Origin of the sequence: Providencia sp. PROV076, from assembly GCF_028483405.1 — a bacterium.
Classification (GTDB): Bacteria; Pseudomonadota; Gammaproteobacteria; order Enterobacterales; family Enterobacteriaceae; genus Providencia; species Providencia huaxiensis.
The window spans coordinates 31755-56764 of sequence record NZ_JAMPRR010000004.1; the positions used below are offsets into that span (position 1 = coordinate 31755).

Sequence of the window (25010 nt, forward strand, 5' to 3'; positions counted from 1 at the left end):
CAGCTAAAATTTAGGAATGTTAGACTTGTAGTTAGAAAATAAGTGGTGACAATAAGGCGCTTTACTATAATTATTAATTTGATAGGGATTAACTCATGCAATTTAAATCAATGATTAAATTGGTTGTTGGCGCTGCATTACTTCTAGTTATTGGTCTCGTAGGTATTAATTCATACACTATTGTACAAGATGGCTCGGTTAAGGTGGGAACATTTTTAGGAAAAGTTGATCCAGTTGCCTATGATGCAGGTTTACATTTTCCAATTAACCCGTTTACAACGTTTGATACATACTCGACAAAAGATATCCGTGTATCACTTAAAGAACTTAGAGTACCTTCTCAAGATAAATTAAAATCTATTGTTGATATTACAGTGATGCTTCAGTTTGATGGTGCTAAAGCTCCGGTATTACGTATTAATGGTGGTACCGAAAGTGAAGCTTTAGATAAATATGTACGCCAAAAATTGATTTCAACGATTTTGGAATTTGGTAAAGATGTCGCTAATGCGCAAGATCTTTATACTGCAGATACACAAAGAAAATTACAAGAATCTATTCGTGATGCTATTCAAGGTTACGCTTCCCCTTATGGCTATACAATAAAAGAAATCATGATCCAAGATATTACTTTGCCTGAAGTTGTTCAAGAGCAAGTGGTTAATACTAAAATGCGTCAAGAGCAAATTAACCAAGCAAAAGCGGAGGCAGAAAAAGAGCGTGAATTAGCTCAGAAGAAGGTTGTTATTGCTGAAGCGGAGAGAGAGTCTGCGGAACAACAAGCCATCGCTAGAGAGCGTAATGCACAAGCAAGCTCATTTGCTATGCGCCAAGAAGCTGATGCAAAATTGTATGCTGCACAGAAAGAAGCTGAAGCTAATGCAATATTGCAACGTACTATTACCCGTGAAATGATCAATTGGAAACAGTTAGAGATTGAACAAATTAAAGCACACAAATATAAAGGTGAGGTACCTAATATTGTTGTTGGTGCAGATTACGATGGTAAAATGATTATGGATATGCGTAATAGCCAGTAATATTAATTAAAATAATTACTGTATTTAAAGCTCGTTCTATTAAGCTTGAAGTGACACACACAAAGTTGTGTACTGTTAGTCAGCGGGTTGTATGGCCTGATTCCGATATTCAACCGGAATCAGGCCATTTAATTTATAGAATGGTACACCCAATTTTTCTATAAATTAATCGCAAGATGGTTTACCGGTACGATGATTCAACGCGCCGTTATCAATAAGGAATTTTTGCATTTCTGGAAGATTATTCTTACATGCATAAGTTAATGCACTTTGGTCATAAGAAAACATGGTCACATCATCAGTCGTTGTGCTTCGGTTAATATCTGCACCTTGCGATAATAAGTATTTAACCGTTTCCATTCTATTATTACTCGCAGCTATCATGACTAATGTTTCACCATCACTTTCAATTTGTTGATTATTCAAATCTACTTCATTTTTCATTAGCTGATGGACTTTTTTTACAACATTGACATTATTACCAAGCACCGCTGATTTTAGTACGTTATATACGTCACCTGTATCGGTAGCCCAAAGATTTGCATTTTGCGATATAAGATAATCAACCATTGCTTCATCGCCAATAAAAGCAGCCCATCCCAGAGCTGTTTGGTCTAAGCTACCTGTGTCTTTGGTTTCTATATCTTGCCCCTCAGTAACCATTTGTTTTACTTTATCTAAATCTCCCTGCTTTACGGCATCAAACCATTCGGCATTGGCGCCTTCGCTAGGACTTTCATAGAAGACTCTCCAAGGTAAGCGTTCTTTATTCGCGAGTTCAAGCATCGTGGCGTAATCTGTTTTGAACTGCCTATATTTTAAAGGATTATTATTATTAATAACTTGGGCTTGAGATACTGCCCCAAAAGTAATTAATGAAAAAGCAAACATAAATTTTTTAATATACATATTGAAGCCTTATTAATATTTGGTTATGTATTAGTATTGAAAAATAAACGATACAAAGCAATACAAATCATACTCATTATACTTTTATGTGGTTATTCTGGTTTATTTGAATATATTAATTTGTATCTTGATCTCAAGGAACGATGACATAATCTGGATCTGCGATAGCAAATAACCCATTTTTTCTAACTCAGGTGGATATATCTACTAGGGATTAATTTCTTGTTTTATTTATTTTGCGAGCACTATTAGCGCGAAGTATTTTGTGAACTTATAGTCTAATATAATCGTGCGAAACGCCTTAAAGAGTTAGAACTACTAATAGGATTGGTCATGATTGCGGTAAGCGCTTGTTTATTAGGGTATTGTGTAAGATATGATGGGAAGCATCAATTATATACCCCTTTGAAAAAACTCTATGAGGATGGTCTAGTCATCAGTATTTGCCCTGAAGTTTTTGGTGGGTTACCAACACCAAGAGCATCGGCAGAAATAATGGGGGGAAATGGTGATGATGTACTCGCTGGTCGAGCTAGTGTGGCCGGTAGCGATAATGTCGATGTCACGCAGGAGTTTATTCGCGGTGCGCATATTGCATTAGAAAAAATCCAACTAATGAATGTGCGATTAGTTGTACTTAAAAGCAATAGCCCCTCGTGCGGTAGTCAGCATATCTATAGTGGCCAGTTTGATGGTAATTTAAAAGTTGGCATGGGTGTTTGTGCCGCACTATTTAAACGGCATAATATTGATATATTGGATGAAAACTCACCTGATTTAATCATGAAAATTAACGGTTATTTAGAAATATTGTAATGAAAATATCTATAGATAATCAACTTAGGGTTAATTTAGGGGAGTACTGCATTAGTGAGTTTGTGCTTTATTGTTAGCTAATTGGGTGTCGTATTATGATACCTAATTGCTGTTATTATCTGAAATTTAGTAAAAAAATAGTACTGCCTAGATAATTGTATTGTTCTTGTGCTATATCATTAGTAAATAAACTTTATGAGCTAATGCAATGTTCAATATTTCTGAGTTGATCAATGACTCTCCAATCGATTCCATTCTTTTATTTGTGATCACATTTATCTTGTTAGTTATTTCCGCTTATGTCGGTAAATATATTTTCAAGCGTAAATCAGCCCACGAAGAAGCGACAGATGATGAAGCTAAAATTATTTTAGGGGCGATTTTATCTTTATTGGGTTTATTGATAGGGTTTGTTTTATCAATTTCGATTAATGGTTATAACAACCGCCAACAAACAGAAGAAAATGAAGCTATTGCTATTGGTACAGCATACCAGCGAGCACAGCTATTGAGTACAGATGATAGAAGTAAAGCCTCACAGCTTATTCAACAATATTTGGAAGCTCGGATTGAGTTTTTTAAGTCGGGTATCAGTGACGAAAATAACCAATGGCGGATGACTTCTTTGGAGAAGCAAAGCCAGTTGTGGGAAATAGCAGTAAAGGAAGCCAGCCAAACACCAAACCCGATTGTGGCTTCTGTATTAAGTGCATTTAGTGACCTTTATCTTTCTCAACAAAAGACGATGGCAAGTTGGCGACACCAAATTCCAAATGCCACTTGGTTTTTACTGATCTTTTTTGCTATCTGTTCAAATATCCTTATTGGCTACAATATACGCGGAACAAAAGGGAAAAATTGGTTGATACTCATATTGCCTTCATTAACCACGTTGGCTCTATTTATGATTGCTGAAATTGATGTTCCTGGTGAAGGTATGATCCACGTGACACCGGATGATTTGATTTTATTACAGGAATTCTTATTTAGGGATGGTGTTTGGTTGGGAAAGTAGGGTAGCTGTAAAAAAACTCCCCGCTAGCAAATTTGCCATGGGGAGTTCTGTTTTAGCGGACGATAATGCCTAATAGAATTCCGATTGCGCCAAAGTCAGCGTCACTGAATGTAGTATTAGCAATACCAATATCCCCAAGAACAGGTAACAGGAATACGGGTAGGAAGGTAATCAATAGTCCTTGAGCGAATGCACCCAAGATAGCGCCACGACGACCGCCTGTTGCATTACCAAATACACCAGCAGCTGCACCTACGAAGAAATGGGGGACAACGCCTGGAATAATAACCGTCATATTTAATGCATATAGAACGAACATTCCCAAAACACCCGCAGCAAAACTACTTAAAAAGCCGACTAATACTGCGTTTGGTGCATATGGGAAGACCACTGGGCAGTCTAAAGCAGGTTTTGCGTTAGGGACTAATTTGTCAGAAATACCTTTAAATGCAGGGACGATTTCTGCAATAACCATACGCACACCTTGCAGGATAATGTATACGCCCGCAGCAAATGTAATAGATTGCATTAATGAGAACATGAACCAATTCTTACCACCACTGACTTCGCGAACGAAATCACCGCCTGCGAATAAGCATGTAATGATAAAAATAATGAACATGGTGAAAGAGATAGCGACAGGTGTATCTCTCAAGAATAGTAAGCTTTTCGGGACATTCATATCTTCTGTTGAATGTTCTTTATTACCGAATTTGCTTCCAATGAACCCTGCTAGGACATAAGAAATCGTTGAGAAATGGCCAATCGCAACATCATCTGAACCCGTCACTTTTTTCATGTAAGGGTGGGCAATGGCTGGGAAAAATACCATACAAAAGCCAACAATCAGTGAGCCAACAGTGACTAATAGTGTACCTTCCATTCCCGCGGTGGCTAAGATAACCGCAATCATCATGGACATGAATAAAGTATGATGCCCTGTGAGGAAAATAAATTTCCAAGGCGTTAAGCGGGCAATCAAGATATTGATTAGCATCGCAAAGAACATGATCATGGCCATTTCACGACCGAAGCTTTTTTGTGCAATAGAAACAATAGCTTCGTTATTTGGTACCACACCATTAATACCAAAAGCATGTTGGAAAATAGCTGAAAAATCACCTAGCGAGCTGACAACTAATCCAGCACCAGCACCTAAGATCACAAAACCCATGATGGTTTTGATGGTGCCTTTAATACATTCAGTTACTGGTTTTTTCTGCGCGATCAAACCAATAAGTGCGATTAAACCTACAAGAATGGCTGGCTCAGATAAAACATCCTGCATCAGAAAACGAAAAAATGACATAGTGCCTCCGCTTACATTGCACCAAGTTTTTGTAAAGCAACAGTCAGGCGTTCTTTCATTGCTACTTTATCAATCATATTTTCGAGAGCAACGATTTCGCCACCAACTTGTTGTGCAACTAATTGTTCTGCAATATCGCTTGTCCCAACAAAGATGTCACTCACAGTGCCTTTTGCAGATCCTAAATCGACATGGTCAACATCAGCGTTAACTTGCAAGTCTTTCAAGATATTTTTGATGCTCATTTCCATCATCAGACTGGTACCTAAACCATTCCCACAAACAACAGTAATTTTCATAATGTTTACCTTAATATTGAGTTTATTCGTATTTAGCGATGATTTTTAGAATGTCATCAACGTTTTCTGATTGCATGATGTTATCTACATCTTCTTGATTATCAAATAGTTCAGCTAATTTTGCGATAGCACCAATATGGCTATTGCTATCAGTTGCTGCCAATACAATTAATAATCTGATTGGGTCATTGCCTTCGGAACCAAACTCAACGCCTTGCTTAATAACGGTTAGCCCAAGAGATAGTTGGTTTACTCCGTCTTCTGGGCGTGCGTGAGGCATGGCAATACCAGGGCCTAATACATAGTAAGGGCCAATTTTTTCGTGTGATTGAATTATTGCATCAATATATCTCGGTTCGATGAATTTATTATTAATTAATGGATTACAGGCGATTTTTATCGCTTCTTGCCAATTACTGGCACTGTCGACGACTTGAATGACGTTAGGGGTCAGTAATGTCGTTAGCATCGGGTTGCTCCTGGTAGAGTGAAATTATTATCTTTGTAATGGTTGAATGAATAGTAGTGCTCTATGGTAGCGCTATCTAGTTGAATATTTCATTTTCGTGATAGCGCTATCATTTTAAGAAAATATAGCGAACAAATATGAAATGAGTACACTTGTCGGCTGATTAACAAATTCAACCTGTGGTAAGTTAACCCGAGTTGGTGATTTTTACTGTTTCTTTAGATTTAAGACAATCATATTGGCTGTTTTTAATGTATTAGTTTGAAAACACGAGAAAAAGTAAAAGTACAGGGTAAATGGCCACCAAAGATCTGAATATCTTAGGGTTAATAATAGTTTAGGCTAAGTAAAAGTATTACATGCAAAAAATACGAAAAAGAAAAAATACAGGGCGAGTCACATTGCAGGATGTCGCAAAATACGCAGGTGTTGGATCCATGACGGTATCTAGGGCTTTGCGCACACCTGAATTAGTATCCGATAAGTTACGTGAAAAAATTAATGCTGCAGTTGAAGAGCTTGGTTATATACCTAATTCAGCGGCAGGTATTTTAGCTTCAGGCCAAAGCCGTACTGTTGCTGTTTTAATTCCGTCTTTGCGTGATCATGCTAGTTCAGTTTTTCTGCAATCTTTACAAGAAGCGCTGAACAAAAATAGTTATCAAGTCGTTATTGGTAGCCATGATTACCAGCAAAAAAAAGAGTCTGAGGTCTTATCAACACTATTACAGAGCAACCCCGCAGCTTTGATTGTTTTTGGGGCGATAAACTCAGAAAGCGTTTCGAATTATTTGAAGAATTTAGATATCCCTGTGGTCAGTGTTGCGGGGGAATCTAATCATCCAGTCACGTTGAATATCAAAAGTAATGTTGGAGACGCGGTTAATTTTTTAACCAACTATATGTTACAAAAAGGGTATAAGAAGATAGGTTATATTGGTGCTCAAATGGACAGCAAAATGCAAAGTCAGCAACTAAGTGGCTGGAACCGAGTAATGCTGGCGTATAACCAAAGTGCAGACCAAAGTATTACAACTCCGTATGTTGCAACGATGGACTTTGGTCGCCAAGCAATTAGTGAGATGCTGACCCGCCAACCTGAGCTTGAAGCGGTGATTTGTAGCCATGAAATGATCGCGCTTGGTGTCATTTTTGAGTGCCAAAGGCGTTTAATTCAGATACCTAAAATGTTAGCGATTGCCTGCGTCGAAGGCTCTTCAAATTGTGATCACATCCACCCATCACTGACTTCAGTACGGATTGATTATAGTAAAATGGCTAGAGAGACAGCGAAAAGATTACAAAAATGGCTTGCTGATGCCGATTGTGATTTCATTGAACGTAAAGAAGGGGTTGTTTTCCCCTATAAATTTGAAGCAAGGCAAAGTGCTTAAATTTAATTTATCGTTATTGATCACGTTTTTTTGAATATCTTGCTTGTCCTTAGTAAATAATGGTGCATTTGCTCACTATTTCGGGGGCTAAAAAGTGGTTTTTTTTTCTCTCGAAATAAGATTGTCGGCTTGGTCACTATATCTTTTTTATTCTCTGTTAATGTATGAAAACTGCAGGTAGATGAATTCGGTTCAGCTAGGATTTTATTGAATGCTTGCACTATTTTGCCGTATTAGATATTAACAGGGGAAAATTATGAAATTACTAAAAACAGCTATCTCCAGCGCAATTTTATTTTCTTGTGGTGCGATGGCTACGATGACGGGTTCTGAAATTCTGAAGGTACAGGATGGGGGAACACCGAATAAAGTTTACACTTCAGACAAACCAACCATTAAAGTAGCCACTTATAACATTGGTAAAAATGAGTTGGCATCAGATGTCAGTGACCTTGATGGGCTGAATAAAGCGATTGCAAAAATAGATGCAGATGTGATTGTTTTAACTGAAATTGATAACAAAACAGCTCGCAGTAAAAAAGTTCACCAGCTAGAAGAAATAGCTAAAGCCAATAAGATGGATTTTGCTTTTGGTAAGGCTCTAGATTTTGATGGTGGAGAGTACGGTGTGGGAATTTTATCAAAATATAAAATCGATAAGTCTAAAGTGATTAATTTACCCTCAGGTGATGCAGAACAACGTGTTGTATTAATATCCCAGATATCAAAACCAGGCTTTGATGCGCCAATCATTGTAATGGGTACACACCTTGATTGGCAGAAAGATCCAACCATTCGCATTGGGCAAGTGCGCCATATTTTAGATGCGAGTATTGGGGATACGGATACGGGATTTGATAATATTGCGGCCTCAATAAAAATATTAGCGGGAGATTTTAATTCAACAGCTAATGAACAGCCTATCCAAGAAATTCGTTATATGTGGAACCCAGTTGAGTTAAAAGGTGTTGATTATCGTAGTTGGCCAGCTGCGAACCCAGCCATTGATATTGACCATATTTTTACATTTAAAGGCCAAGTTTGGGATGTGAAAAAAATGGAAATCCCAACGGATAGTAAAGAGTTTCAATGGTCCAATGTTAGTGACCACCTACCTATAATTGCTGAATTAGAGCTACAAGAGCAATAAACACTTAACAGAAAAATTTTCGATAAAAGGCCTCATTTAGTTTGTAGGCCTTTCCAACTGTAATGATAAGTTAATTGGCTAGTATTTTTTTCCTTTCAATATAGCGTTTTTCAGCTATGCCTAAATAATACTCAACTGTTGAGTATATCTGCTGCCGCTGCTCAGTTAATTGTTGTGATGTATCTAATGTTGCACTCGTCTGCTGTTTAAATACGGTAAGGAATTTTTGAATGCTATCGAAATGACCGACGATATTAGCATAGTAAAATTGATATACATAAGACTCTTGAGAGTGGCTTAGCTCTGTGTTGTTTTTGATGTTATTAGTTGCAAGTAATAGTAATTGAATATTTGTCATGGTTTACCCTTTTCTTTGGAAAGCAATGCTACATGAGATGGAAAAAATATTTTGTCAAATTTAGCCGGATAATTTTATGTATTGGCTAAAAGAAGCAATTCTTTCTAGGAATATTCTGTAATTTGATTTGGTGGGATATATCAAAAATTGGGAAAAAGTAGGTATATATAAGAGTCTAATGGTAAATTACTATATAGATATTGTTAGAAATTCTTATGTTTTTTGGGTTCGTTCATTATGATTAACTTTTTAATATCAAAAAATTAACATTTTAGCAATTGATTTGTTTGTTATTTTGTTTTTATTAATCAATTGGTTAAAATCTATTGCGCTTAAGGGAAAGCGGCAATTTGGCTAATTTATTCTAAAAAAAATGCAAGATAACGAGACGTTAAGAATAAAGATGGAAGATAATTTAAATCAATGTGAATATTTTCATTTAATTGAATTTAAAGTATTTTTTTGTTTTTGGCTGCGAGAGTAGGCCAAGGGGGACTTATTTGAAAATAACGAATAAATTATTAATTAATTCAAATTTACGCTTATATTGAGTTAAATCACCTACCAAGTGAGTTAATTAATATTTCGACATAACTATTATTGAATTGAATTATTTTATTACATATTCCTGCTCGTTTTTGTTAAGTTATGATGAACACTTAAATCTTATTATTGTTTTCTGTTTTTGGTAAAATAATTTTTTTAATTAAAAAATACAAATTGAAACAGTTAATGTTTTAAGTACTATTTATATTCATAGTTTAATATTGACGTTTTTACTCTCTTGGGGCGTGAAGTAGAGTATAAATACGGATGGTTATATAAAACTAATTGTATTTTTTTACTCTGCTGGTGGTAGCTATCGAGGGTGATAATTAGAAAAAGCAGGTCATCTAATAAGGTATTCTTATATAGATAGGGTTAACCATTATTAAAAAAATTATTATTTACTTACAACTGACTCAAGGTAACTATTTAAGTCTATTCTTGGGGCAAAATTTTTAGGTCATTTTGGTCAACTGGCTTGTTATTGAATAAATGAGAGCTTAAGAATATGAATATCATAAAGTTGCTCACAATTTTATTGTTAGCTGGGAGCTCTTTTATATTAGGAGTGACATTGAACTACTCCCCTAAACCTGATCTTGTGAAAATGGCAAAGAGTAGTGTTGAAGACTATTTATCTTTCCCAGAGTCTGCTTCATTTAGAAATGTGAAATATAATTTTATTCGTCAAACTACGGATAAGGGGGAGTTAGGTTATGTCTGTGGTGAAGTGTTTCGAATTAAAAATGCAAGGTTAGAAGGGTATAAAAAATTCATTATGAAAGCGTATAGTGATAAACAAGGGAAAGTATCCTTGTCTATTCCAATGGTTGAGGGAGATTACGATTTGATGCCAAAGGAAATGGTTGATTCGCTATGGACAAGATATTGCTTTTAAAAGTGAGTTATAACACCCATCTTCTTATTGAATTAAACTTGCTAGGTCATACGCGTTTTAATTAAAGAAAGCCGGTTTACGGCTTTCTTTAGTCTAAATATGGCTTGAGTGTTGTATCTACGTGATTAACCTTTTAACTCTCTAGCACATTGTTGCAAATGTAAGAAAGAGGCGAATCTTGCATCATGACGAGTCTTATAAGCGTTATTTGCTTGGTAGGTTAAGTCAATCGCACTAAATTGATCCATAGCCTGTGCGACATCCTCACAGACTTTCCCTGCAACTGCTCCAAGGATTGCAGAGCCAAGCAATACAGGCTCACTGGCTTGTGTTGAAATCACTGGGACACCACACGCATCAGCAAGTAGCTGGCGGATCAACGGGTGTTGACCAGCACCGCCACTGACAACAATATTTTCAATCGCAGCACCAGAATTTGCTTGTGCTTCAATGATTTGTCGTAATCCATAGCCAATTCCACACACACCAGCAACATAGAAAGAAAGTAAATTTTCCATGCTGTTATCCATGGTTAATCCAGCAATGACGGCTCTGGCATGAGGGTCGGCAAAAGGTGCTCGGTTCCCTAAAAACTCAGGAACTACGTGTATTTTTTCAGCTAGCTCAACAGACTGTGATGGTGAAGATGCTTTTTCTAATACTAAATCCGCTAACATAACAGGCAAAGGTTTACCTTGCTCTTTTGCCGTGAGTTTTGCTTGTGCAAAAACGGGATGCAAGGAAAGTAGCTGGTCAATTGCTGCGCCAGCCGCACTTTGGCCACCTTCATTTAGCCACATACCCGGTACCATTGCACTGAAATAGGGCCCCCATACACCCGGTATAAATACAGGTTCTTTGGTGGTTGTCATTGTGCATGAAGAGGTACCAAATACATATGCCATATTGGCGGTTGCATCGCCATTAACGCCAACAGTACCAATACCGCCTGCGTGAGCATCTATCATACCAGCGGCGACAGGAGTTCCTGCTAGCAAGCCCATTTGTTGGGCCGCGGCTTCAGTTAAGCCTTCACCACAAGGCGTTCCTGGTTCCACAATAAGCTGGCCAATACGTGCGAAATTTTCATCTGCCAGTTCAGATAAACCAATCTGTTGAAAGTAATCCTCATCCCAGCGTTTCTCATGGGCAAGATATGTCCACTTGCAGGTGACAGTACAGGTTGAGCGAGCTAAGGAGTTAGTCGATTTCCATGTTAAAAAATCGGCTAAATCAAAAAATTGCCATGCGTTATCATAGGATTGACGTAAATTTTCTTTTAGCCATAAAATCTTAGGCGTTTCCATTTCAGGCGAAATCTTACCGCCAACATAGTTTAGAACAGGGTGTTTTAATTGATTAATGCGCTCAGCTTGCTCTGTTGCACGGTGATCCATCCAAACAATAATATTGCGCTCAGGGTCATTCGATGGGCTAACAGTAATAGGCTGTTTATCTGAACCAATGACAACCAGTGAGCAGGTTGCATCAAAGCCAATACCTGCAACTTGTTGTGGTTTTACTGTTGATGATGCTATTGCTTGCTTGACACAATAACAAACAGCGTCCCAAATTTCGTTACTTGATTGCTCTGCAAAATTGGCATTGTCACGAAATAGCGTAATATCACGTTTGGCAGAGGCTAACATATTGCCTGACATGTCAAAGACACCTGCGCGAGCACTGCCTGTGCCAACATCGATACCAATAACGACTTTATCGTTATCTTTTATTTGTGTATGTAAATTATTCATTTTCCCTCCAAGGTGCTAACTGCAATGAATTGCGAGATGACAAGTTAGAGATCAACACTGTTTGGCACAATAACAAGGTCACGAATAGTGACATTGCGTGGGCGAGTTAACATAAATAATACGGCTTCAGCGACTTCAATCGGTTGCATTAAGCTACCATTTGCTAAGGCTTCTTCCATTTTTTCTTTTGGCCAATCATCGAGTAAGGCAGTGACAACAGGGCCGGGTAATACTGCACCAACACGAACACCATGTTCAGAGACTTGGCGGCGCGTTGAATGGACGAAGGCTTGAACAGCAAATTTTGATGCGGTGTAAATCGGTTCCCAGATCACGGGGACAACACCAGCAATTGAACTGGTGAATAATACATCACCGGATTTTTGGGCAATAAAATGAGGTAACACCGCGCGGACACAACGGAAAGCCGCATTAATGTTTAAATTTAATACCTTATCCCACACATCTGGGTCACCCTCAGCAACAGGGCCACCAATATAGGCACCGGCGTTAGCATGGAAAATATCTAAACGGCCAGCTTTTTGTAAGATGGCATCTAACATTCCATCAACTTGTTCTGGTTTCATTAGGTCGACAACTAATGGGATCGCGTTTTCACCTAATTCTTCAACAAGTTGGTTTAATCGCTCTTCTGCGCGGTCAATTAAAACGACTTTTGCGCCTGCTTTAATTAGTGTACGTGCACATTCAAGACCGATACCTGAAGCAGCTCCGGTAATTGCTGCGACTTTGTTTTCAATAGAAATGGCCATAATTTACTCCAATCGGATATTTTAGCGAAATGTAAGAATAAAAAGCGTCTGAAATTAATGAAACAGCAATGAGTCACAGGGATGGATAGGTGGCTACATGCGATGGTTGATAGTATTTATTTTGCAGTCTATCAACTCAGGCATCATCAATTTCAATGTTGCTCAATCGATGTAGCAGTATTGCGACTTTTCGACTTTGGTGTCAAGCTAGTAAAAAATGGAGATGAGAATCTGTGACAAAGATCAGACAAAATAAGAAAACAACGATCTATGACCTTGCTGAATTAGCCGGAGTTTCAGCGAGTGCAGTGAGTGCAATACTTAATGGTAATTGGCAAAAAAGGCGAATTAGTGCACAGCTTGCTGAAAAAGTGATCCGCATCGCCGAAGAACAAAATTATGCAGTCAATAAGCAAGCTAGCTTGTTGCGCAGTAATAAATCCAAAATAATCGGTATGTTAGTCCCGAAATATGACAACCGCTACTTTGGCTCTATTGTCGAACATTTTGAGGAAATGGCGCGTGAAAGAGGGCTGTTTCCAATCATTACCTGCACGCGACGTGACCCTGAGTTAGAAATAGAAGCCGCGCGCGCAATGATCTCTTATCAGGTGGATTGGTTGATTTCAACGGGGGCAACGAATCCAGATAAAATTACCGAAATTTGCCAAGCTTCGGGGGTTTCAACCTTAAATTTAGACTTACCGGGCTCGTTGGCGCCTTCGGTTATTTCAGATAACTATCTTGGTGCAAAAAATTTAACTCAACGTATTTTAAGTAAAAATAAGCCTCAAACATCAATAAATGAAGCCTTAATTTTCATTGGTGGTCGTGAACATGACCACAATACACGTGAACGTATTCGTGGGTTTATTGATGCACATAATGAAAAAGGTATCGCGGTTCCACAAGAAAATATTTTGGCTTGTGGTTATGCCCCCGAAAAAGCAGAAAAAGCGCTCTCTCAGTTTTTTGAAGAGAATAGTAATGATCCACAGAAAATAGTGAAATGCGGTTTATTTATTAATTCAACCATTTCATTAGAAGGGGTTATTGATTGGTTAGGTAAAAAGGGGTATATCGGTTCACACCAACCACATTTAGGCTGTTTTGACTGGGATCCCTTTGTTGCACTTTTAGGTAATGACATCGAAATGGTCAAACAGGATGTGCCAACGATGCTAAATCATATTTTTAAGTTGATAGATAATGAAAATAGCAAAGCACAATTAATTGAAGTGCTACCTGTGGGGGTGGTCAAAGGGTGATATTAAGAAAGTACCGCTTATCGTTGATGACCAATAAGCGGTGGGAGGTCATTATTTATTCAGTGTTGTAACCAATAATTGGTGGCGTTGGTTATAGAATTTTGTATAGGTCATATACCCAGCTAGTATGGTCGAAAGGCTGGCTGTGCCTAACAGCATAAAAGTCACCATAATCTGGTACTTAACGGCTTGTAACGGGTCAACTCCAGCAAAAATCAGCCCTGACATCATACCCGGTAAGCTAACAATTCCGACTGTTTTGGCTGAGTCCACCGTTGGGATCAGTGATGCACGAATACTGTCGCGAATTATAGATGCGGAAGCAATTTTTGGGGTCGCCCCCAAACTTAACATTTCTTGAATTTGTTGTTGCTGGCTTGAAAACCGTTGACCAAGGTTATTAAAGCATAGCCCTACAGCAATCATGGCATTACCCGCAATCATTCCCGTTATAGGAATGACCTGCATAGGCGTAAATGCGATGGCATTGGTTAATATCAGAATTAACAATGTAAGAAATGTACCAGAGCTAATGGCTATTAATGCAGTAACATAAATTTTATCAATATATTTACTTCTTTTCTTAGCGTTCCACGCGGCATTGACGCAAATAAACATCACCAATGCAATCGTGAGCAATTCGTGATCCACTCTAAATATGTATGTTAGAATATAGCCTGCGATCAACAGTTGAATAATCGCTCGGCAAGTACTCCAGATAATATCTTTTTCAAGGGACAGTTTTTCTTTATGGCTAATAAAAATAGCCACTAGGACTAACAGGATAGAAAAGGTTAGTGATTCATTGGAAATCGTTGGTTGATGCACAGTGGTATCCTATGATTCGGTGTGGTGAACAGGAAGCGTAATAATTTCATTGGTATGAGCGATTTCATCTTGGTCATGAGTTACCCATAGCACCCCTATTTTTTTGTCACTTGCTAAATGATGAATAAATTCGTTCACTTTAATTTTATTTTCTTCATCTAGGGCACTGGTGATTTCATCTAATAGCAAGACTTGCGGAAGAAATTGTAAGTTTCGAATAAGTGACACTCGCTGTTTTTCCCCTCCAGAGAGCTCATTGATCCCTTTCTCTAAAATAGAAGGATGCAGAGAAAACAGCTGTAAATCACTGATGACTTTGTCTTTATTAAATGGCAATTTTCGGATTTGATACGGAAAAACGAGGTTGTCATACACGGTTTGCCCAAATAAAGTAGGCGTTTGAGTACAGTATGAAACCTGCTGACGATACGTCTCTGGGAGGATGGTAGTGATATCTTTCCCTTGAAACTTGATTGTTCCTTGAGTGGGGGAAATTAACGAGGCCACTATTTTTAATAAGGTACTTTTACCACAGCCAGAAGGGCCCGTAATCAGCTTAAAGTCGCCTGCCTGTAAGTTAATCTGCACATTATCAAGAATTGTTTTTTGCTCAATACTATAGCCAATGTTATTCAGTTGTAATAGTAAGTTACTTTCTTCCATATTATCAATAACCTATAAATTAAATGTGCAGTATTTAGTGTAAATGATATTCATTCCAATATCTTACTCAATCACTCACGGTTGATATTGTTCAATATCAATTTAGATATAACTAATATTATGCGCCAATTAACAGGAAAATTATAGGGGAAGAAAAAATACACTTTTGACGGGGTGTTACAACGTAAATGAATTTTTCGGAGGGTTTTCACAGTCAAAAATAAAGTACAAATATTCATTTAAATTATTATTTTGAACATATGCCCATTTAGAATTTAATGAGATATTTAATTTGAGAGATATCTCTTTTTTTTAGATGAATAATATAGAATTTAACCAGTGATAATATTATATTAATAATACCAAGTAATTTAACCTTCGCTTAATATTTTGTTGTCTCTCTAAGGCAACCCTATATTTATTTCACCTATATATTGAATATCACATCATGATATTAAGGAATTGAAATGAAAAAATTTAGTGGCTATAGCACCAACTTTTCACTCGATGGCAAAGTTGCATTAATTACAGGGGGAGCAGCAGGTATTGGTTTCGCGATTGCTCAATTGTATGTTGAAAAAGGGGCTAAAGTCGCCTTAATCGACAAGTCAGATAAAGTGATAAAAACTGCGGAAAAATTAGGGAATTCAATTGGTATTCAATGTGATATTACAAATTCTGAGGCAGTTTCTCAGATGGTAAAACAGGTTGTTGAGCATTATGGTACGTTAGATATTGTCGTCAATAGTGCAGGGATAGTCGCACTTGCTCCCGCGGAAAATTTAAGTGAATCAGACTGGGACTTAACCATGAATGTGAATTTAAAAGGGACTTTTTTGGTTTGCCAGGCTGCAGGTAATGTAATGATTAATAATGGAAAAGGGAAGATTATTAATATGGCATCTCAAGCTGGGGTGATTGCCTTAGACCAACATGCAGCCTACTGTGCCAGTAAAGCAGCGATTATTGGTTTAACCCAAGTATTAGCACTTGAGTGGAGCCCAAAAGGTATACAAACCAACGCCATTTCTCCAACGATTGTCATGACTGAACTCGGTAAAAAAGCGTGGGAAGGTAAAAAAGGTGATGAAATGAAAGAAAAAATTCCTGCAAGGCGTTTTGCGGAGCCATCTGAAATTGCCGCATGTGCGTTATTTTTGGCCAGTGATGCATCTGATATGATTACAGGTCATAATTTAGTAATTGATGGTGGTTATAGTATCCAATAAGGATATTAAATTAATAATGAATAAAGCGAGTATGAATAGGTACTCGCTTTTTTATTGTTTATGATTTTATTTAGATAAAAATAAGCCAAATAACATAGATATTATTTGGCTTGTAATAGGAAATTACAAAGTAGGATAACAGATATTAATTATTCCTATATCAATTAATCATTAGGTTTTAATAATGAACGTGACATAGTAATAAGCTTTTCTACGGTAAACCCAAAATATTCAAACAATTTACTTGCAGGGGCTGATTCTCCAAAACTGTTCATTCCCATAACTAATCCATCAATCCCTACATATTTACGCCAGTAATCACTAATACTGGCTTCGATAGCAATACGATGGCGAACATGATTTGGCAAAACGCGCTGCTGGTACTCTAAGGGTTGTTGGTCAAAGGTATCTGTTGATGGCATCGAAATAACATTTACATGAAAACCTTGTTCAGTCAGTTGCTTCCATGCTTCAACCGCTAATGTGACTTCAGAACCAGTAGCAATTAATAGTAATTCAGGCGTCTCACTATTGCTGCGCAAAATATATCCACCACGCGCAATATTAGCGAGCTGTTCGGCTGTTCGTGAATATTGAATTAGATTTTGGCGGGATAATACAAGTGCAGTTGGCTTTTGTTGATGAATGATAGCCTGTTTCCAAGCCACAGCGGTTTCTACTTGGCAACAAGGGCGCCATACCGACAAATTAGGCGTGGCACGCAGCGAAACAAGTTGCTCAACGGGTTGGTGTGTTGGACCATCTTCACCTAAGCCAATTGAATCGTGAGTATAAATAAGAATTTGTGGCAATTTCATTAACGCAGCCATTCTCACGGCATTTTGTGCATATTCAGAGAACATCAAGAAAGTTGCCGTGTAAGGGCGAAAACCGCCATGTAATGCAATGCCATTGGCAATGGCGGTCATACCAAACTCTCTGACGCCATAGTGAATATAGTTGCCTGAAGGTTGTTCATTAATTGGCAGTGACCCAGACCAATAAGTCAGGTTGCTTGGGGCTAAGTCTGCGGAGCCACCGATTAATTCAGATAAAACAGGGCCAATAATATTGAGTGTATTTTGTGACGCTTTACGTGTAGCTATCGTTGCCGGGTTATCATTTAATTGTTGAATGAAGTTATCAATGATATCTGTAAATTTTTCAGGGAGTTGATTGGATAATCGTTGCGTTAGTTGCTCTGCGAGTTCTGGGTATTGTTTGGCGTATTCTCGTAGTGCTTGTTCCCAACGTAATTGCTGTTCAGCACCACGTTCTAAGGCATTCCAAGGTTGGTATATTTCATCAGGGATCACAAAAGGCGGATACGCCCAACCGAGTTGTTGGCGAGTCAGTGTTATTTCATCTTGTCCGAGAGGAGCACCATGAGAATCTGCGGTACCGGCTTTATTGGGCGAACCATAACCAATCGTGGTTCTGCAGATAATGAGTGTGGGTTTCGAGGTTTGTTGGCGTGCTTGTTCGATAGCCGCTTTAATCGCAGGGCGCGCATGCCCATTAATTGATCTAATTACATGCCAGCCATAGGCTTCAAAACGCTTTGCGGTATTATCGGTAAACCAGCCTTCCACATCTCCATCAATAGAAATGCGGTTGTCATCATAAAACGCAATGAGTTTATTGAGTTTTAATGTTCCTGCTAATGAACACACTTCATGGGAGATCCCTTCCATTAAACAGCCATCACCTAAAAATGTATAGGTATAGTGGTCAACAACGGGGAACCCCGAGCGATTAAACGTAGCCGCTAGGGTTTTTTCTGCGATTGCCATACCAACCGCATTGGCGATACCTTGCCCCAGCGGGCCTGTCGTGGTTTCAACACCGGGGGTATAGCCTAATTCAGGGTGACCCGGTGTTTTGGAATGGAGTTGTCGGAACTGTTTTAAATCATCAATGGATAACTCATAGCCTGTTAAATGAAGCAAACTATAGAGCAGCATTGAGGCATGGCCGTTTGATAATACAAAGCGGTCACGGTTAGGCCAATGTGGGTCTGCGGGGTTGTGCTGTAAATAATCTCGCCAAAGAACTTCAGCAATATCAGCCATTCCCATTGGGGCTCCAGGGTGGCCTGAATTGGCTTGTTGTACGGCATCTATTGAAAGAAATCGAATGGCATTGGCTAATTTATTTTGTGGTTGAGTGGACATTACAAAGCTCCCAAAGTAAAAGCGCCTAAAGTAAAACTAACGTTCCCCATTTTCATACTCACTGATTCGAGCCACTTTCGGCGCTGACCGTCCCCCTTCATAATGGGAAGCTAGCCATGTGTCGACAATGGTTTTAGCCAGTTCAGGGCCAATCACTCGTGCCCCAAAGGTAATAATTTGCGCGTCATTACTTTTCTGAGCTCGCTCAGCGGAGTATGTGTCATGGCACAGTGCTGCACGGATCCCTGTAACTTTATTGGCAACAATGGACATACCAATTCCGGTACCACAAATTAGAATACCGCGCTGGTGCTTACCTTGTACGATTGCAGTTGCAACCGCATGGGCAACATCAGGGTACATTTCATCTGCAACCCCTGTATTTAAACAGTAATCAGTCACTTCAATGTTTAATGCTGCTAAGTGAGCCTTAATCAAATCTTTCATTTCAAATGCAGCGTCATCCGCGCCAATAGCAATAGATAGCATGATAGAGATCCTTATTGTTGAACAAAAGTTCATTAGTCAATCAAATGTGCTACCTAGAAAATAGGATCTTATGAACAAATAATCAATAGGTGAACATATGTTTTTATTTTTATGATGATGAATTCTGTGATCTACAGCTTCAAATTTAATTTTTTTTGCCAAAAATGTAAAAAACAGGCGTTTTAAGACGATTTCATGAGAATTTTTGCACTGAATCACACTTTCACACTCTCACTATGGGCAAGGATGAAGAAAAGAGGGTATGGTTAATTTGTATCTTCATTGAACTTATGTTCATTTTACAAACCGCCGAGGATAGAACTATGTGTGAACACTGTGATTCAAAAGCAACGATGAGCGCAGGCATTCCAGAAAAAATGAAAGCCGTGGTTGCTTATGCACCAAAAGACTACCGTTTAGAAACTGTCGATGTCCCTAAAATTAGTGAAGAAGAAATTTTGGTTCGCGTAGAAGCTTGTGGTATCTGCGCGGGTGATGTGAAGGCTTTTGAAGGTGCCCCTAGTTTTTGGGGGGATGCAGAACAGCCCGCTTATATCAAAGCGCCAATGATCCCAGGGCATGAATTTATTGGCCATGTTGTAGGCTTTGGCTCAAAAGTTGAAGGTTTTGCATTAGGTGACCGTGTTATTTCTGAGCAAATCGTACCTTGTTGGGAATGCCGCTTTTGTAAACGCGGTGAATACTGGATGTGTGAAAAACATGACTTGTATGGCTTCCAAAACAATGTGAATGGCGGTATGGCGCAATATATGAAGTTCACCAAAGAAGCCATCAACTACCATGTGCCTGTTGAGATGCCAATCGAAGATGCCATTTTGATTGAACCTTACGCCTGTTCTTTACATGCCGTGCAGCGCGCTAATGTCAAGTTGGGTGATGTTGTCGTGCTTTCAGGGGCGGGAACATTAGGTCTCGGTATGATTGGAGCGATTAAAAAATCGGGTGCTGGTAAGTTAGTCGTTCTGGATTTATTTGATAAACGCCTTGAATTAGCAAAAGAATTTGGTGCCGATATCGTATTAAACCCTAAACGTGATGATGTAGACAAAATTGTCAAAGAGATGACTGAAGGTTATGGCTGTGACATTTACATTGAAGCGACTGGGGCGCCTAAATCGGTAGAGCAAGGCCTTAAGATGATCCGTAAATTAGGTACTTTTGTTGAGTTTTCTGTATTTAAAGACCCAGTGACCGTGGACTGGAGCATCATCAGTGACCGTAAAGAACTGGATTTATTAGGTTCTCACCTTGGCCCATATTGCTACCCATTAGTGATTGAAGGTATTGGTAATGGCGATTTCCCAACCAAGGGGGTTGTGACGGATATTTTACCTTTAGATAAATTTGCGGAAGGTTTTTCGATGATGGCGAAAGGCGACCCGCACATTAAAGTGGTTCTCGACCCGAACCTGTAGAGCTGTCGTGGGTTGAAAAAAAGACGAAATTAAAAATATAACGATAAAAATTGGACCTGAATAAATGTCACCCTACCAAGGCTTGTTATTCAGGTCCTAACCCAGCGAACAAGCACTGAGGTCAACAATATGATAATCAATAAACTGTCTAAAGTAACGGGGTTTTCACCAAAGTTACTACTTGGCTATTTTGGCGTCCTGATCTTTATGATGGGGGAAGGCCTAGAACAAGGCTGGCTGTCACCTTTTATAATTAGCCGTGGAATGAGTATTGAAGAATCATCATTACTATTTAGTGTGTATGGTTTTTTTGCCGCTGTCGCCGCGTGGTTGTCCGGTGTGTTGGCTGAAATTTATACCGCCCGTCGTGTGATGATTTTTGGTTTTGTGATGTTTGTCATTGGCTCGATTATTTTCTTGTCTGTTGGCTTACCGAGTAACAGCCTGTCTATCATGATCCCAACCTATGCGCTGCGTGGTTTTGGTTATCCAATGTTTGCCTATGGCTTCTTAGTTTGGGTAGCCTATGAGGCGCCAATTAAAAAACTGGGCTCTGCAGTCGGGATCTTCTGGTTTGTTTATAGTGGCGGACTCGGTGTTTTAGGCGTGATGTATTCAAGTTATGCGTTGCCAGTTTTAGGTGAAATGGCAACGTTATGGAGTGGACTGATTTTTGTCACTATCGGGGCATTTATTGCTATTGCGCTTAACCGCAACAAAGCGGGAGATACAACGGACTCACCGAAAGAAAAAGTATCGCTCAGCTATGTATTTAAAGGGATCACCATCGCGTTTGAAAACCCCAAAATTGGTTTAGGTGGCATTGTTCGTACTATTAATACCTCTGCAGCGTACGGTTTTGTGATCTTCATGCCAATGTTTCTTGCTGACTTTGGTTTTTCCCGCACAGAGTGGTTACATATCTACGCGGCACTTTGGACAGTGAACATCGCTTTTAATCTGATCTTTGGTGTTGTCAGTGACCGTATTGGTTGGCGCAATATTGTGATTTGGTTTGGTTGTGTCGGCTGTATGGTTTGTACCTTAATGTTTTACTACGTGCCTTATTATTTTGGGCACAATTATACCCTGATGATGATTGCCGCTGGGTTATTCGGCGCATGTCTTGCCGGATACGTACCGCTTTCAGCCATCATGCCGAGTTTAGCGCCTGAAAATAAAGGCGCTGCAATGTCAGTCCTTAACTTAGGTGCAGGCTTAAGTACTTTTGTCGGACCTGCATTAGTTGGGCTCTTTATTAGTAGTGTTGGAGCCTTTGGCGTGATTTGGATCTTCTCAGGGCTCTATTTATTTAGTGCGATATTGATGAAATTTATTACTGTGCCGGAAGAATTACTTGAACAGACGGCAAAGATGCAGCTAACACCAGAAAATAAGTAAATGAGGGAATTATGAATAGAATCATTAATGAACCTGATCTCGTTGTTGAAGATGCGATTCAAGGTGCGCACCCTGAATATTTTGCACAAACTGATAACGCGCGCGTTCTAAAATACCCAAAAGCCCCAATACAAGGGAAAGTGGGCATTGTCACTGGTGGTGGTTCAGGTCATGAACCTGCGTTTTTAGGCTACGTGGGTGAAAACATGTTAGATGCGGTGGCCATTGGGGAAATTTTCTCCTCACCCACTGCGGGCGCTTTTTTAGACGCGTTTAAAGCAGCCGATAGCGGTGCGGGTGTTGCCTGTTTATATGGTAACTATGCGGGCGATAACATGAACGTCAAGATGGCGATGAAAAAGGCAGAAAAAGCGGGTATGCAAGTCAAAACCGTGGTTGCTACCGATGACGTCGCTTCAGCACCTGCGAGTGAAAAAGAAAAGCGCCGTGGCGTTGCTGGCGAAATTCTCATGTGGAAAGTGGGCTCTGCCGCAGCAAGCAAAGGCTATGATTTAGACGGTGTTATTAATGCAGCACAAAAAGCGATTAATAACTGCCACTCTATTGGTGTTGGGTTAACGTCTTGCACCATTCCAGCAGTGGGTCATCCAAATTTTCATATTGAAGACGGGATGATGGAGCTAGGCATTGGCCATCATGGAGAGCCAGGCATTGAAATCATGCCAATTCAATCGGCCGCGCAAATGGCACAAACCATGTTAGCGCCAATTTTAGATGATATGCAAGCAAAACAAGGTGATGAAGTTGTCGTCTTGGTTTCAGGGCTAGGTGCGACACCAGTTATGGAGCTGTACATCTACTATGCAGAGGTTGAAAAACAACTCAGTGAGAAAGGTGTGCGGATTGTTCGTAACTATGTTGGTAACTATTTTACCTCACTAGAAATGATGGGGGTCACACTGACATTAATGAAAGTGGATGATGAATTAAAAACATTGATGGATGTCCCTGCATATTCATTGGGTTTAACACAGGTTAAATAAGGAGACAATTATGCAAGTTATTTCAACGGGCAACGGCAAGGAAATTACCCTTGATTTAGTGAACATTATTGTTTCTAACCGTGAATACCTCAGTGAAATTGATGGCGCAATAGGGGATGGAGACCATGGCATTAATATGGCTAAAGGCTTTAATCTATGCGCTAAAGCAATTGCAGACCGTGAATTATCACTCAGTGAAGGGTTTGAAGAAATTTCAGACGCCTTGATGGAAGGCATTGGTGGTTCGATGGGGCCACTTTATGGTAGCTTCTTTATGGGAATGTCAGACAGTATTTCAGGAAAAAATACGTTATCGCAACAAGATTTTCTCGATATGCTGAAAAATGGTTTATCTGAGCTGCAAGACATCAGCAGCGCGACAGTGGGTGATAAGTGCTTGATGGATACATTGATCCCTGCAGTTAATGCTTTTGAAGAGGCGACAAAAGCAGGGAAAAACTTTAAACAAGCACTTGATGCGATGCAGGCAGCTGCTGTTGCAGGTCGTGATTCCACAGTAGATTTAGTGGCTAAAATTGGCCGTGCAAGCCGCCTTGGTGAACGTTCAAGAGGGGTATTGGATGCAGGTGCCACTTCTTGTTGTTTATTATTGTGTCAATTAGCGCAGAGTATTGAAAAACAGGATGCATTAGCTAATGCATAATTGTTTTATATAATTCTTTCGTGGATATATAGTCAAATATCATTGCTATATATCCACTCTCTTTTATAACTCACTTATTAATTGCCACTAGAAACGCTATACTAAAACCTTATCACCCTTGTTGCGATTAACACCAATAAAGAGGAAACCACTATCTTATGGATAGATCACAAACATCTTCCGAAATCGAGCTACTGACTGAAATTGCGATAGCTTATTATCGTGATGAAATTACTCAGGAAGAGATCGCCAATAAGTTTGGTATATCGCGAATTAAGGTAGGCCGCTTACTCAAGCGGGCAAAGGAAGAAGGTATTGTAGAGATCAATGTTCGCTATCATCCTATTTTTAGCACTCAGTTAGAACAACAGTTACTTTCTCGCTTCCCGATTTCCCGTGCATTGATTGCCCTCGATCATCCCGACGAAGAAGAGCAACGTTACCAAGTCGGCACTCTCGTCGCTAACTATTTGTCAACAACGTTACGAGACAACATGATAGTCACGGTCGGCCAAGGTCGCAATGTTGCGGTAGTGGCTGATAGCGGTGGAGCCGTCCCTGAAAAAGATTGCCGTTTTATTTGCGGAATAGGCGGAACCCATCGCCCAGGTGATTCCATTAATGCGGATCATATCAGCCGTCGTTTAGCCAAAAAGTTTGGCGGAACCAGCGAAACCTTATACGCGCCTGCTTATGTCGAAAATAACGAATTAAAGCAATCATTTATGAAAAATGGCACCATTAAGGAAACCTTAGATCGTGCCCGTAAAGCGGATATTGCCTTAATTGGTATTGGCGATATGAATGAAGATAGCTATATGGTCAAGCTAGGCTGGTTTACACCGCGTGAAATTGTTGATGCGAGTTTGAATCAAGGGGTGATTGGCGATATCGCAGGTTATGATTTTTTCAATGCGCAAGGGCAACATGTTGATACCGTGATGAATGACCGCGTGATAGGCCTAAGTATAGACGAACTCAAGAAAATTCCTTGCGTAATAGCGATTGCCTCAGAGTCATCAAAAGCGATGGCGATTATGGGGGCCCTGCGTACGGGGGCGATTGATATTATTGCAACGAGTGCGAGTAATGTGCGGACGATTTTAAAGATGTCCCAATAGCTC

At 39.4% G+C, this 25010-nt stretch carries 24 protein-coding genes; 13 read left to right on the top strand and 11 right to left on the bottom strand.

Features of this window, described 5'->3' with window-relative positions:
• The first annotated feature begins 95 nt into the window (after positions 1-95).
• Positions 96-1040, top strand: coding sequence for an SPFH domain-containing protein (locus PSF67_RS03940; protein WP_004263460.1), 945 nt, complete (start codon positions 96-98; stop codon positions 1038-1040).
• Positions 1041-1205: 165 nt separating this feature from the next.
• Here PSF67_RS03940 and PSF67_RS03945 read toward each other — a convergent pair whose 3' ends face one another.
• A complete protein-coding gene (locus tag PSF67_RS03945; RefSeq protein WP_272676551.1) occupies positions 1206-1949 on the bottom strand; it encodes an ankyrin repeat domain-containing protein in 744 nt (247 codons plus the stop codon).
• 333 nt (positions 1950-2282) lie between these two features.
• Here PSF67_RS03945 and PSF67_RS03950 point away from each other — a divergent pair, with 333 nt between their 5' ends.
• Complete coding sequence (locus PSF67_RS03950) at positions 2283-2765, top strand: DUF523 domain-containing protein (protein WP_272676552.1); 483 nt, start codon at positions 2283-2285, stop codon at positions 2763-2765.
• Between the two features lie 208 nt (positions 2766-2973).
• Positions 2974-3780, top strand: coding sequence for a bestrophin-like domain (locus PSF67_RS03955; RefSeq protein WP_166265380.1), 807 nt, complete (start codon positions 2974-2976; stop codon positions 3778-3780).
• A gap of 52 nt (positions 3781-3832) precedes the next feature.
• Here the strand turns inward: PSF67_RS03955 and PSF67_RS03960 are convergent, their stop codons facing one another.
• From PSF67_RS03960 to PSF67_RS03970, 3 genes are read right to left on the bottom strand one after another with little or no spacing between them, the layout of a single operon-like run.
• Positions 3833-5089 carry a PTS ascorbate transporter subunit IIC gene (locus PSF67_RS03960; RefSeq protein ID WP_036958647.1) on the bottom strand — a complete coding sequence of 419 codons (1257 nt, stop codon included), beginning with the start codon at positions 5087-5089 and terminating at the stop codon, positions 3833-3835.
• Between the two features lie 11 nt (positions 5090-5100).
• Positions 5101-5388 (bottom strand): PTS sugar transporter subunit IIB, encoded by a 288-nt coding sequence (locus PSF67_RS03965; RefSeq protein WP_102139255.1) that lies wholly within the window; start codon positions 5386-5388, stop codon positions 5101-5103.
• Between the two features lie 22 nt (positions 5389-5410).
• Complete coding sequence (locus PSF67_RS03970) at positions 5411-5857, bottom strand: PTS sugar transporter subunit IIA (RefSeq protein WP_102139254.1); 447 nt, start codon at positions 5855-5857, stop codon at positions 5411-5413.
• A gap of 359 nt (positions 5858-6216) precedes the next feature.
• Here PSF67_RS03970 and PSF67_RS03975 point away from each other — a divergent pair, with 359 nt between their 5' ends.
• Both PSF67_RS03975 and PSF67_RS03980 read left to right on the top strand, forming a co-directional pair.
• On the top strand, positions 6217-7251 hold the full coding sequence (locus tag PSF67_RS03975; RefSeq protein ID WP_272676553.1) for a LacI family DNA-binding transcriptional regulator: 1035 nt from the start codon (positions 6217-6219) through the stop codon (positions 7249-7251).
• Between the two features lie 256 nt (positions 7252-7507).
• Positions 7508-8401, top strand: coding sequence for an endonuclease/exonuclease/phosphatase family protein (locus tag PSF67_RS03980; protein ID WP_272676554.1), 894 nt, complete (start codon positions 7508-7510; stop codon positions 8399-8401).
• 70 nt (positions 8402-8471) lie between these two features.
• On the opposite strand, the gene PSF67_RS03985 is transcribed toward PSF67_RS03980, so the two are convergent.
• Entirely contained in the window at positions 8472-8759 is a 288-nt protein-coding gene (locus PSF67_RS03985) for a hypothetical protein (protein ID WP_102139251.1), read from the bottom strand.
• Positions 8760-9873: 1114 nt separating this feature from the next.
• Here PSF67_RS03985 and PSF67_RS03990 point away from each other — a divergent pair.
• On the top strand, positions 9874-10203 hold the full coding sequence (locus PSF67_RS03990) for a hypothetical protein (protein ID WP_229597600.1): 330 nt from the start codon (positions 9874-9876) through the stop codon (positions 10201-10203).
• A gap of 125 nt (positions 10204-10328) precedes the next feature.
• Here PSF67_RS03990 and PSF67_RS03995 read toward each other — a convergent pair whose 3' ends face one another.
• Both PSF67_RS03995 and PSF67_RS04000 read right to left on the bottom strand, forming a co-directional pair.
• On the bottom strand, positions 10329-11936 hold the full coding sequence (locus tag PSF67_RS03995; protein ID WP_272676558.1) for an FGGY-family carbohydrate kinase: 1608 nt from the start codon (positions 11934-11936) through the stop codon (positions 10329-10331).
• A 65-nt stretch (positions 11937-12001) separates the two neighbouring features.
• Positions 12002-12730, bottom strand: a complete 729-nt coding sequence (locus PSF67_RS04000) for an SDR family oxidoreductase (RefSeq protein WP_102139248.1) — start codon at positions 12728-12730, stop codon at positions 12002-12004.
• 233 nt (positions 12731-12963) lie between these two features.
• Between PSF67_RS04000 and PSF67_RS04005 the strand changes: the two genes are divergently transcribed.
• Positions 12964-13998 carry a LacI family DNA-binding transcriptional regulator gene (locus PSF67_RS04005; protein WP_272676555.1) on the top strand — a complete coding sequence of 345 codons (1035 nt, stop codon included), beginning with the start codon at positions 12964-12966 and terminating at the stop codon, positions 13996-13998.
• A gap of 51 nt (positions 13999-14049) precedes the next feature.
• Here the strand turns inward: PSF67_RS04005 and fetB are convergent, their stop codons facing one another.
• Together fetB and fetA are read right to left on the bottom strand one after the other, a co-directional pair.
• Positions 14050-14826, bottom strand: a complete 777-nt coding sequence (fetB, locus tag PSF67_RS04010) for an iron efflux ABC transporter permease subunit FetB (RefSeq protein ID WP_166265368.1) — start codon at positions 14824-14826, stop codon at positions 14050-14052.
• Positions 14827-14835: 9 nt separating this feature from the next.
• Positions 14836-15489: an iron efflux ABC transporter ATP-binding subunit FetA gene (gene fetA / locus PSF67_RS04015; RefSeq protein WP_102139245.1), complete on the bottom strand. Its 654-nt coding sequence runs from the start codon at positions 15487-15489 to the stop codon at positions 14836-14838.
• A 467-nt stretch (positions 15490-15956) separates the two neighbouring features.
• Here fetA and PSF67_RS04020 point away from each other — a divergent pair, with 467 nt between their 5' ends.
• The gene (locus PSF67_RS04020; RefSeq protein WP_166265365.1) at positions 15957-16718 is read left to right on the top strand and encodes an SDR family oxidoreductase; all 762 of its coding nucleotides are present in this window, start codon (positions 15957-15959) and stop codon (positions 16716-16718) included.
• A 164-nt stretch (positions 16719-16882) separates the two neighbouring features.
• Here the strand turns inward: PSF67_RS04020 and tkt are convergent, their stop codons facing one another.
• Both tkt and rpiB read right to left on the bottom strand, forming a co-directional pair.
• On the bottom strand, positions 16883-18892 hold the full coding sequence (tkt, locus tag PSF67_RS04025; RefSeq protein WP_272676556.1) for a transketolase: 2010 nt from the start codon (positions 18890-18892) through the stop codon (positions 16883-16885).
• Positions 18893-18928: 36 nt separating this feature from the next.
• Positions 18929-19381 carry a ribose 5-phosphate isomerase B gene (gene rpiB, locus PSF67_RS04030; RefSeq protein ID WP_102139242.1) on the bottom strand — a complete coding sequence of 151 codons (453 nt, stop codon included), beginning with the start codon at positions 19379-19381 and terminating at the stop codon, positions 18929-18931.
• 323 nt (positions 19382-19704) lie between these two features.
• Between rpiB and PSF67_RS04035 the strand changes: the two genes are divergently transcribed.
• The 5 genes from PSF67_RS04035 to PSF67_RS04055 all read left to right on the top strand — a co-directional run bounded on the left by PSF67_RS04035 (position 19705) and on the right by PSF67_RS04055 (position 25007).
• Positions 19705-20817: an MDR/zinc-dependent alcohol dehydrogenase-like family protein gene (locus PSF67_RS04035; protein ID WP_004910265.1), complete on the top strand. Its 1113-nt coding sequence runs from the start codon at positions 19705-19707 to the stop codon at positions 20815-20817.
• A gap of 129 nt (positions 20818-20946) precedes the next feature.
• Complete coding sequence (locus PSF67_RS04040) at positions 20947-22218, top strand: MFS transporter (protein WP_102139241.1); 1272 nt, start codon at positions 20947-20949, stop codon at positions 22216-22218.
• A gap of 11 nt (positions 22219-22229) precedes the next feature.
• The gene (locus tag PSF67_RS04045; protein WP_272676557.1) at positions 22230-23222 is read left to right on the top strand and encodes a dihydroxyacetone kinase subunit DhaK; all 993 of its coding nucleotides are present in this window, start codon (positions 22230-22232) and stop codon (positions 23220-23222) included.
• A gap of 10 nt (positions 23223-23232) precedes the next feature.
• A complete protein-coding gene (gene dhaL / locus PSF67_RS04050; protein WP_210843390.1) occupies positions 23233-23886 on the top strand; it encodes a dihydroxyacetone kinase subunit DhaL in 654 nt (217 codons plus the stop codon).
• A 158-nt stretch (positions 23887-24044) separates the two neighbouring features.
• On the top strand, positions 24045-25007 hold the full coding sequence (locus PSF67_RS04055) for a sugar-binding transcriptional regulator (RefSeq protein ID WP_004910275.1): 963 nt from the start codon (positions 24045-24047) through the stop codon (positions 25005-25007).
• Positions 25008-25010: the final 3 nt, after the last annotated feature.

What these genes read in the sequence shown, in the direction of transcription:
- PSF67_RS03980 (WP_272676554.1), top strand. Translation starts at nt 7,508, where the DNA reads ATGAAATTACTAAAAACAGCTATCTCCAGCGCAATTTTATTTTCTTGT.
- PSF67_RS04035 (WP_004910265.1), top strand. Translation starts at nt 19,705, where the DNA reads ATGTGTGAACACTGTGATTCAAAAGCAACGATGAGCGCAGGCATTCCA.
- fetA (WP_102139245.1), bottom strand. Translation starts at nt 15,489, where the DNA reads ATGGAAGAAAGTAACTTACTATTACAACTGAATAACATTGGCTATAGT.
- PSF67_RS03960 (WP_036958647.1), bottom strand. Translation starts at nt 5,089, where the DNA reads ATGTCATTTTTTCGTTTTCTGATGCAGGATGTTTTATCTGAGCCAGCC.
- PSF67_RS03950 (WP_272676552.1), top strand. Translation starts at nt 2,283, where the DNA reads ATGATTGCGGTAAGCGCTTGTTTATTAGGGTATTGTGTAAGATATGAT.
- PSF67_RS04045 (WP_272676557.1), top strand. Translation starts at nt 22,230, where the DNA reads ATGAATAGAATCATTAATGAACCTGATCTCGTTGTTGAAGATGCGATT.
- PSF67_RS03985 (WP_102139251.1), bottom strand. Translation starts at nt 8,759, where the DNA reads ATGACAAATATTCAATTACTATTACTTGCAACTAATAACATCAAAAAC.
- dhaL (WP_210843390.1), top strand. Translation starts at nt 23,233, where the DNA reads ATGCAAGTTATTTCAACGGGCAACGGCAAGGAAATTACCCTTGATTTA.
- PSF67_RS03940 (WP_004263460.1), top strand. Translation starts at nt 96, where the DNA reads ATGCAATTTAAATCAATGATTAAATTGGTTGTTGGCGCTGCATTACTT.
- PSF67_RS04000 (WP_102139248.1), bottom strand. Translation starts at nt 12,730, where the DNA reads ATGGCCATTTCTATTGAAAACAAAGTCGCAGCAATTACCGGAGCTGCT.
- PSF67_RS03955 (WP_166265380.1), top strand. Translation starts at nt 2,974, where the DNA reads ATGTTCAATATTTCTGAGTTGATCAATGACTCTCCAATCGATTCCATT.
- PSF67_RS03970 (WP_102139254.1), bottom strand. Translation starts at nt 5,857, where the DNA reads ATGCTAACGACATTACTGACCCCTAACGTCATTCAAGTCGTCGACAGT.
- PSF67_RS03945 (WP_272676551.1), bottom strand. Translation starts at nt 1,949, where the DNA reads ATGTATATTAAAAAATTTATGTTTGCTTTTTCATTAATTACTTTTGGG.
- rpiB (WP_102139242.1), bottom strand. Translation starts at nt 19,381, where the DNA reads ATGCTATCTATTGCTATTGGCGCGGATGACGCTGCATTTGAAATGAAA.
- PSF67_RS03975 (WP_272676553.1), top strand. Translation starts at nt 6,217, where the DNA reads ATGCAAAAAATACGAAAAAGAAAAAATACAGGGCGAGTCACATTGCAG.
- PSF67_RS04020 (WP_166265365.1), top strand. Translation starts at nt 15,957, where the DNA reads ATGAAAAAATTTAGTGGCTATAGCACCAACTTTTCACTCGATGGCAAA.
- tkt (WP_272676556.1), bottom strand. Translation starts at nt 18,892, where the DNA reads ATGTCCACTCAACCACAAAATAAATTAGCCAATGCCATTCGATTTCTT.
- PSF67_RS04040 (WP_102139241.1), top strand. Translation starts at nt 20,947, where the DNA reads ATGATAATCAATAAACTGTCTAAAGTAACGGGGTTTTCACCAAAGTTA.
- PSF67_RS03965 (WP_102139255.1), bottom strand. Translation starts at nt 5,388, where the DNA reads ATGAAAATTACTGTTGTTTGTGGGAATGGTTTAGGTACCAGTCTGATG.
- PSF67_RS04055 (WP_004910275.1), top strand. Translation starts at nt 24,045, where the DNA reads ATGGATAGATCACAAACATCTTCCGAAATCGAGCTACTGACTGAAATT.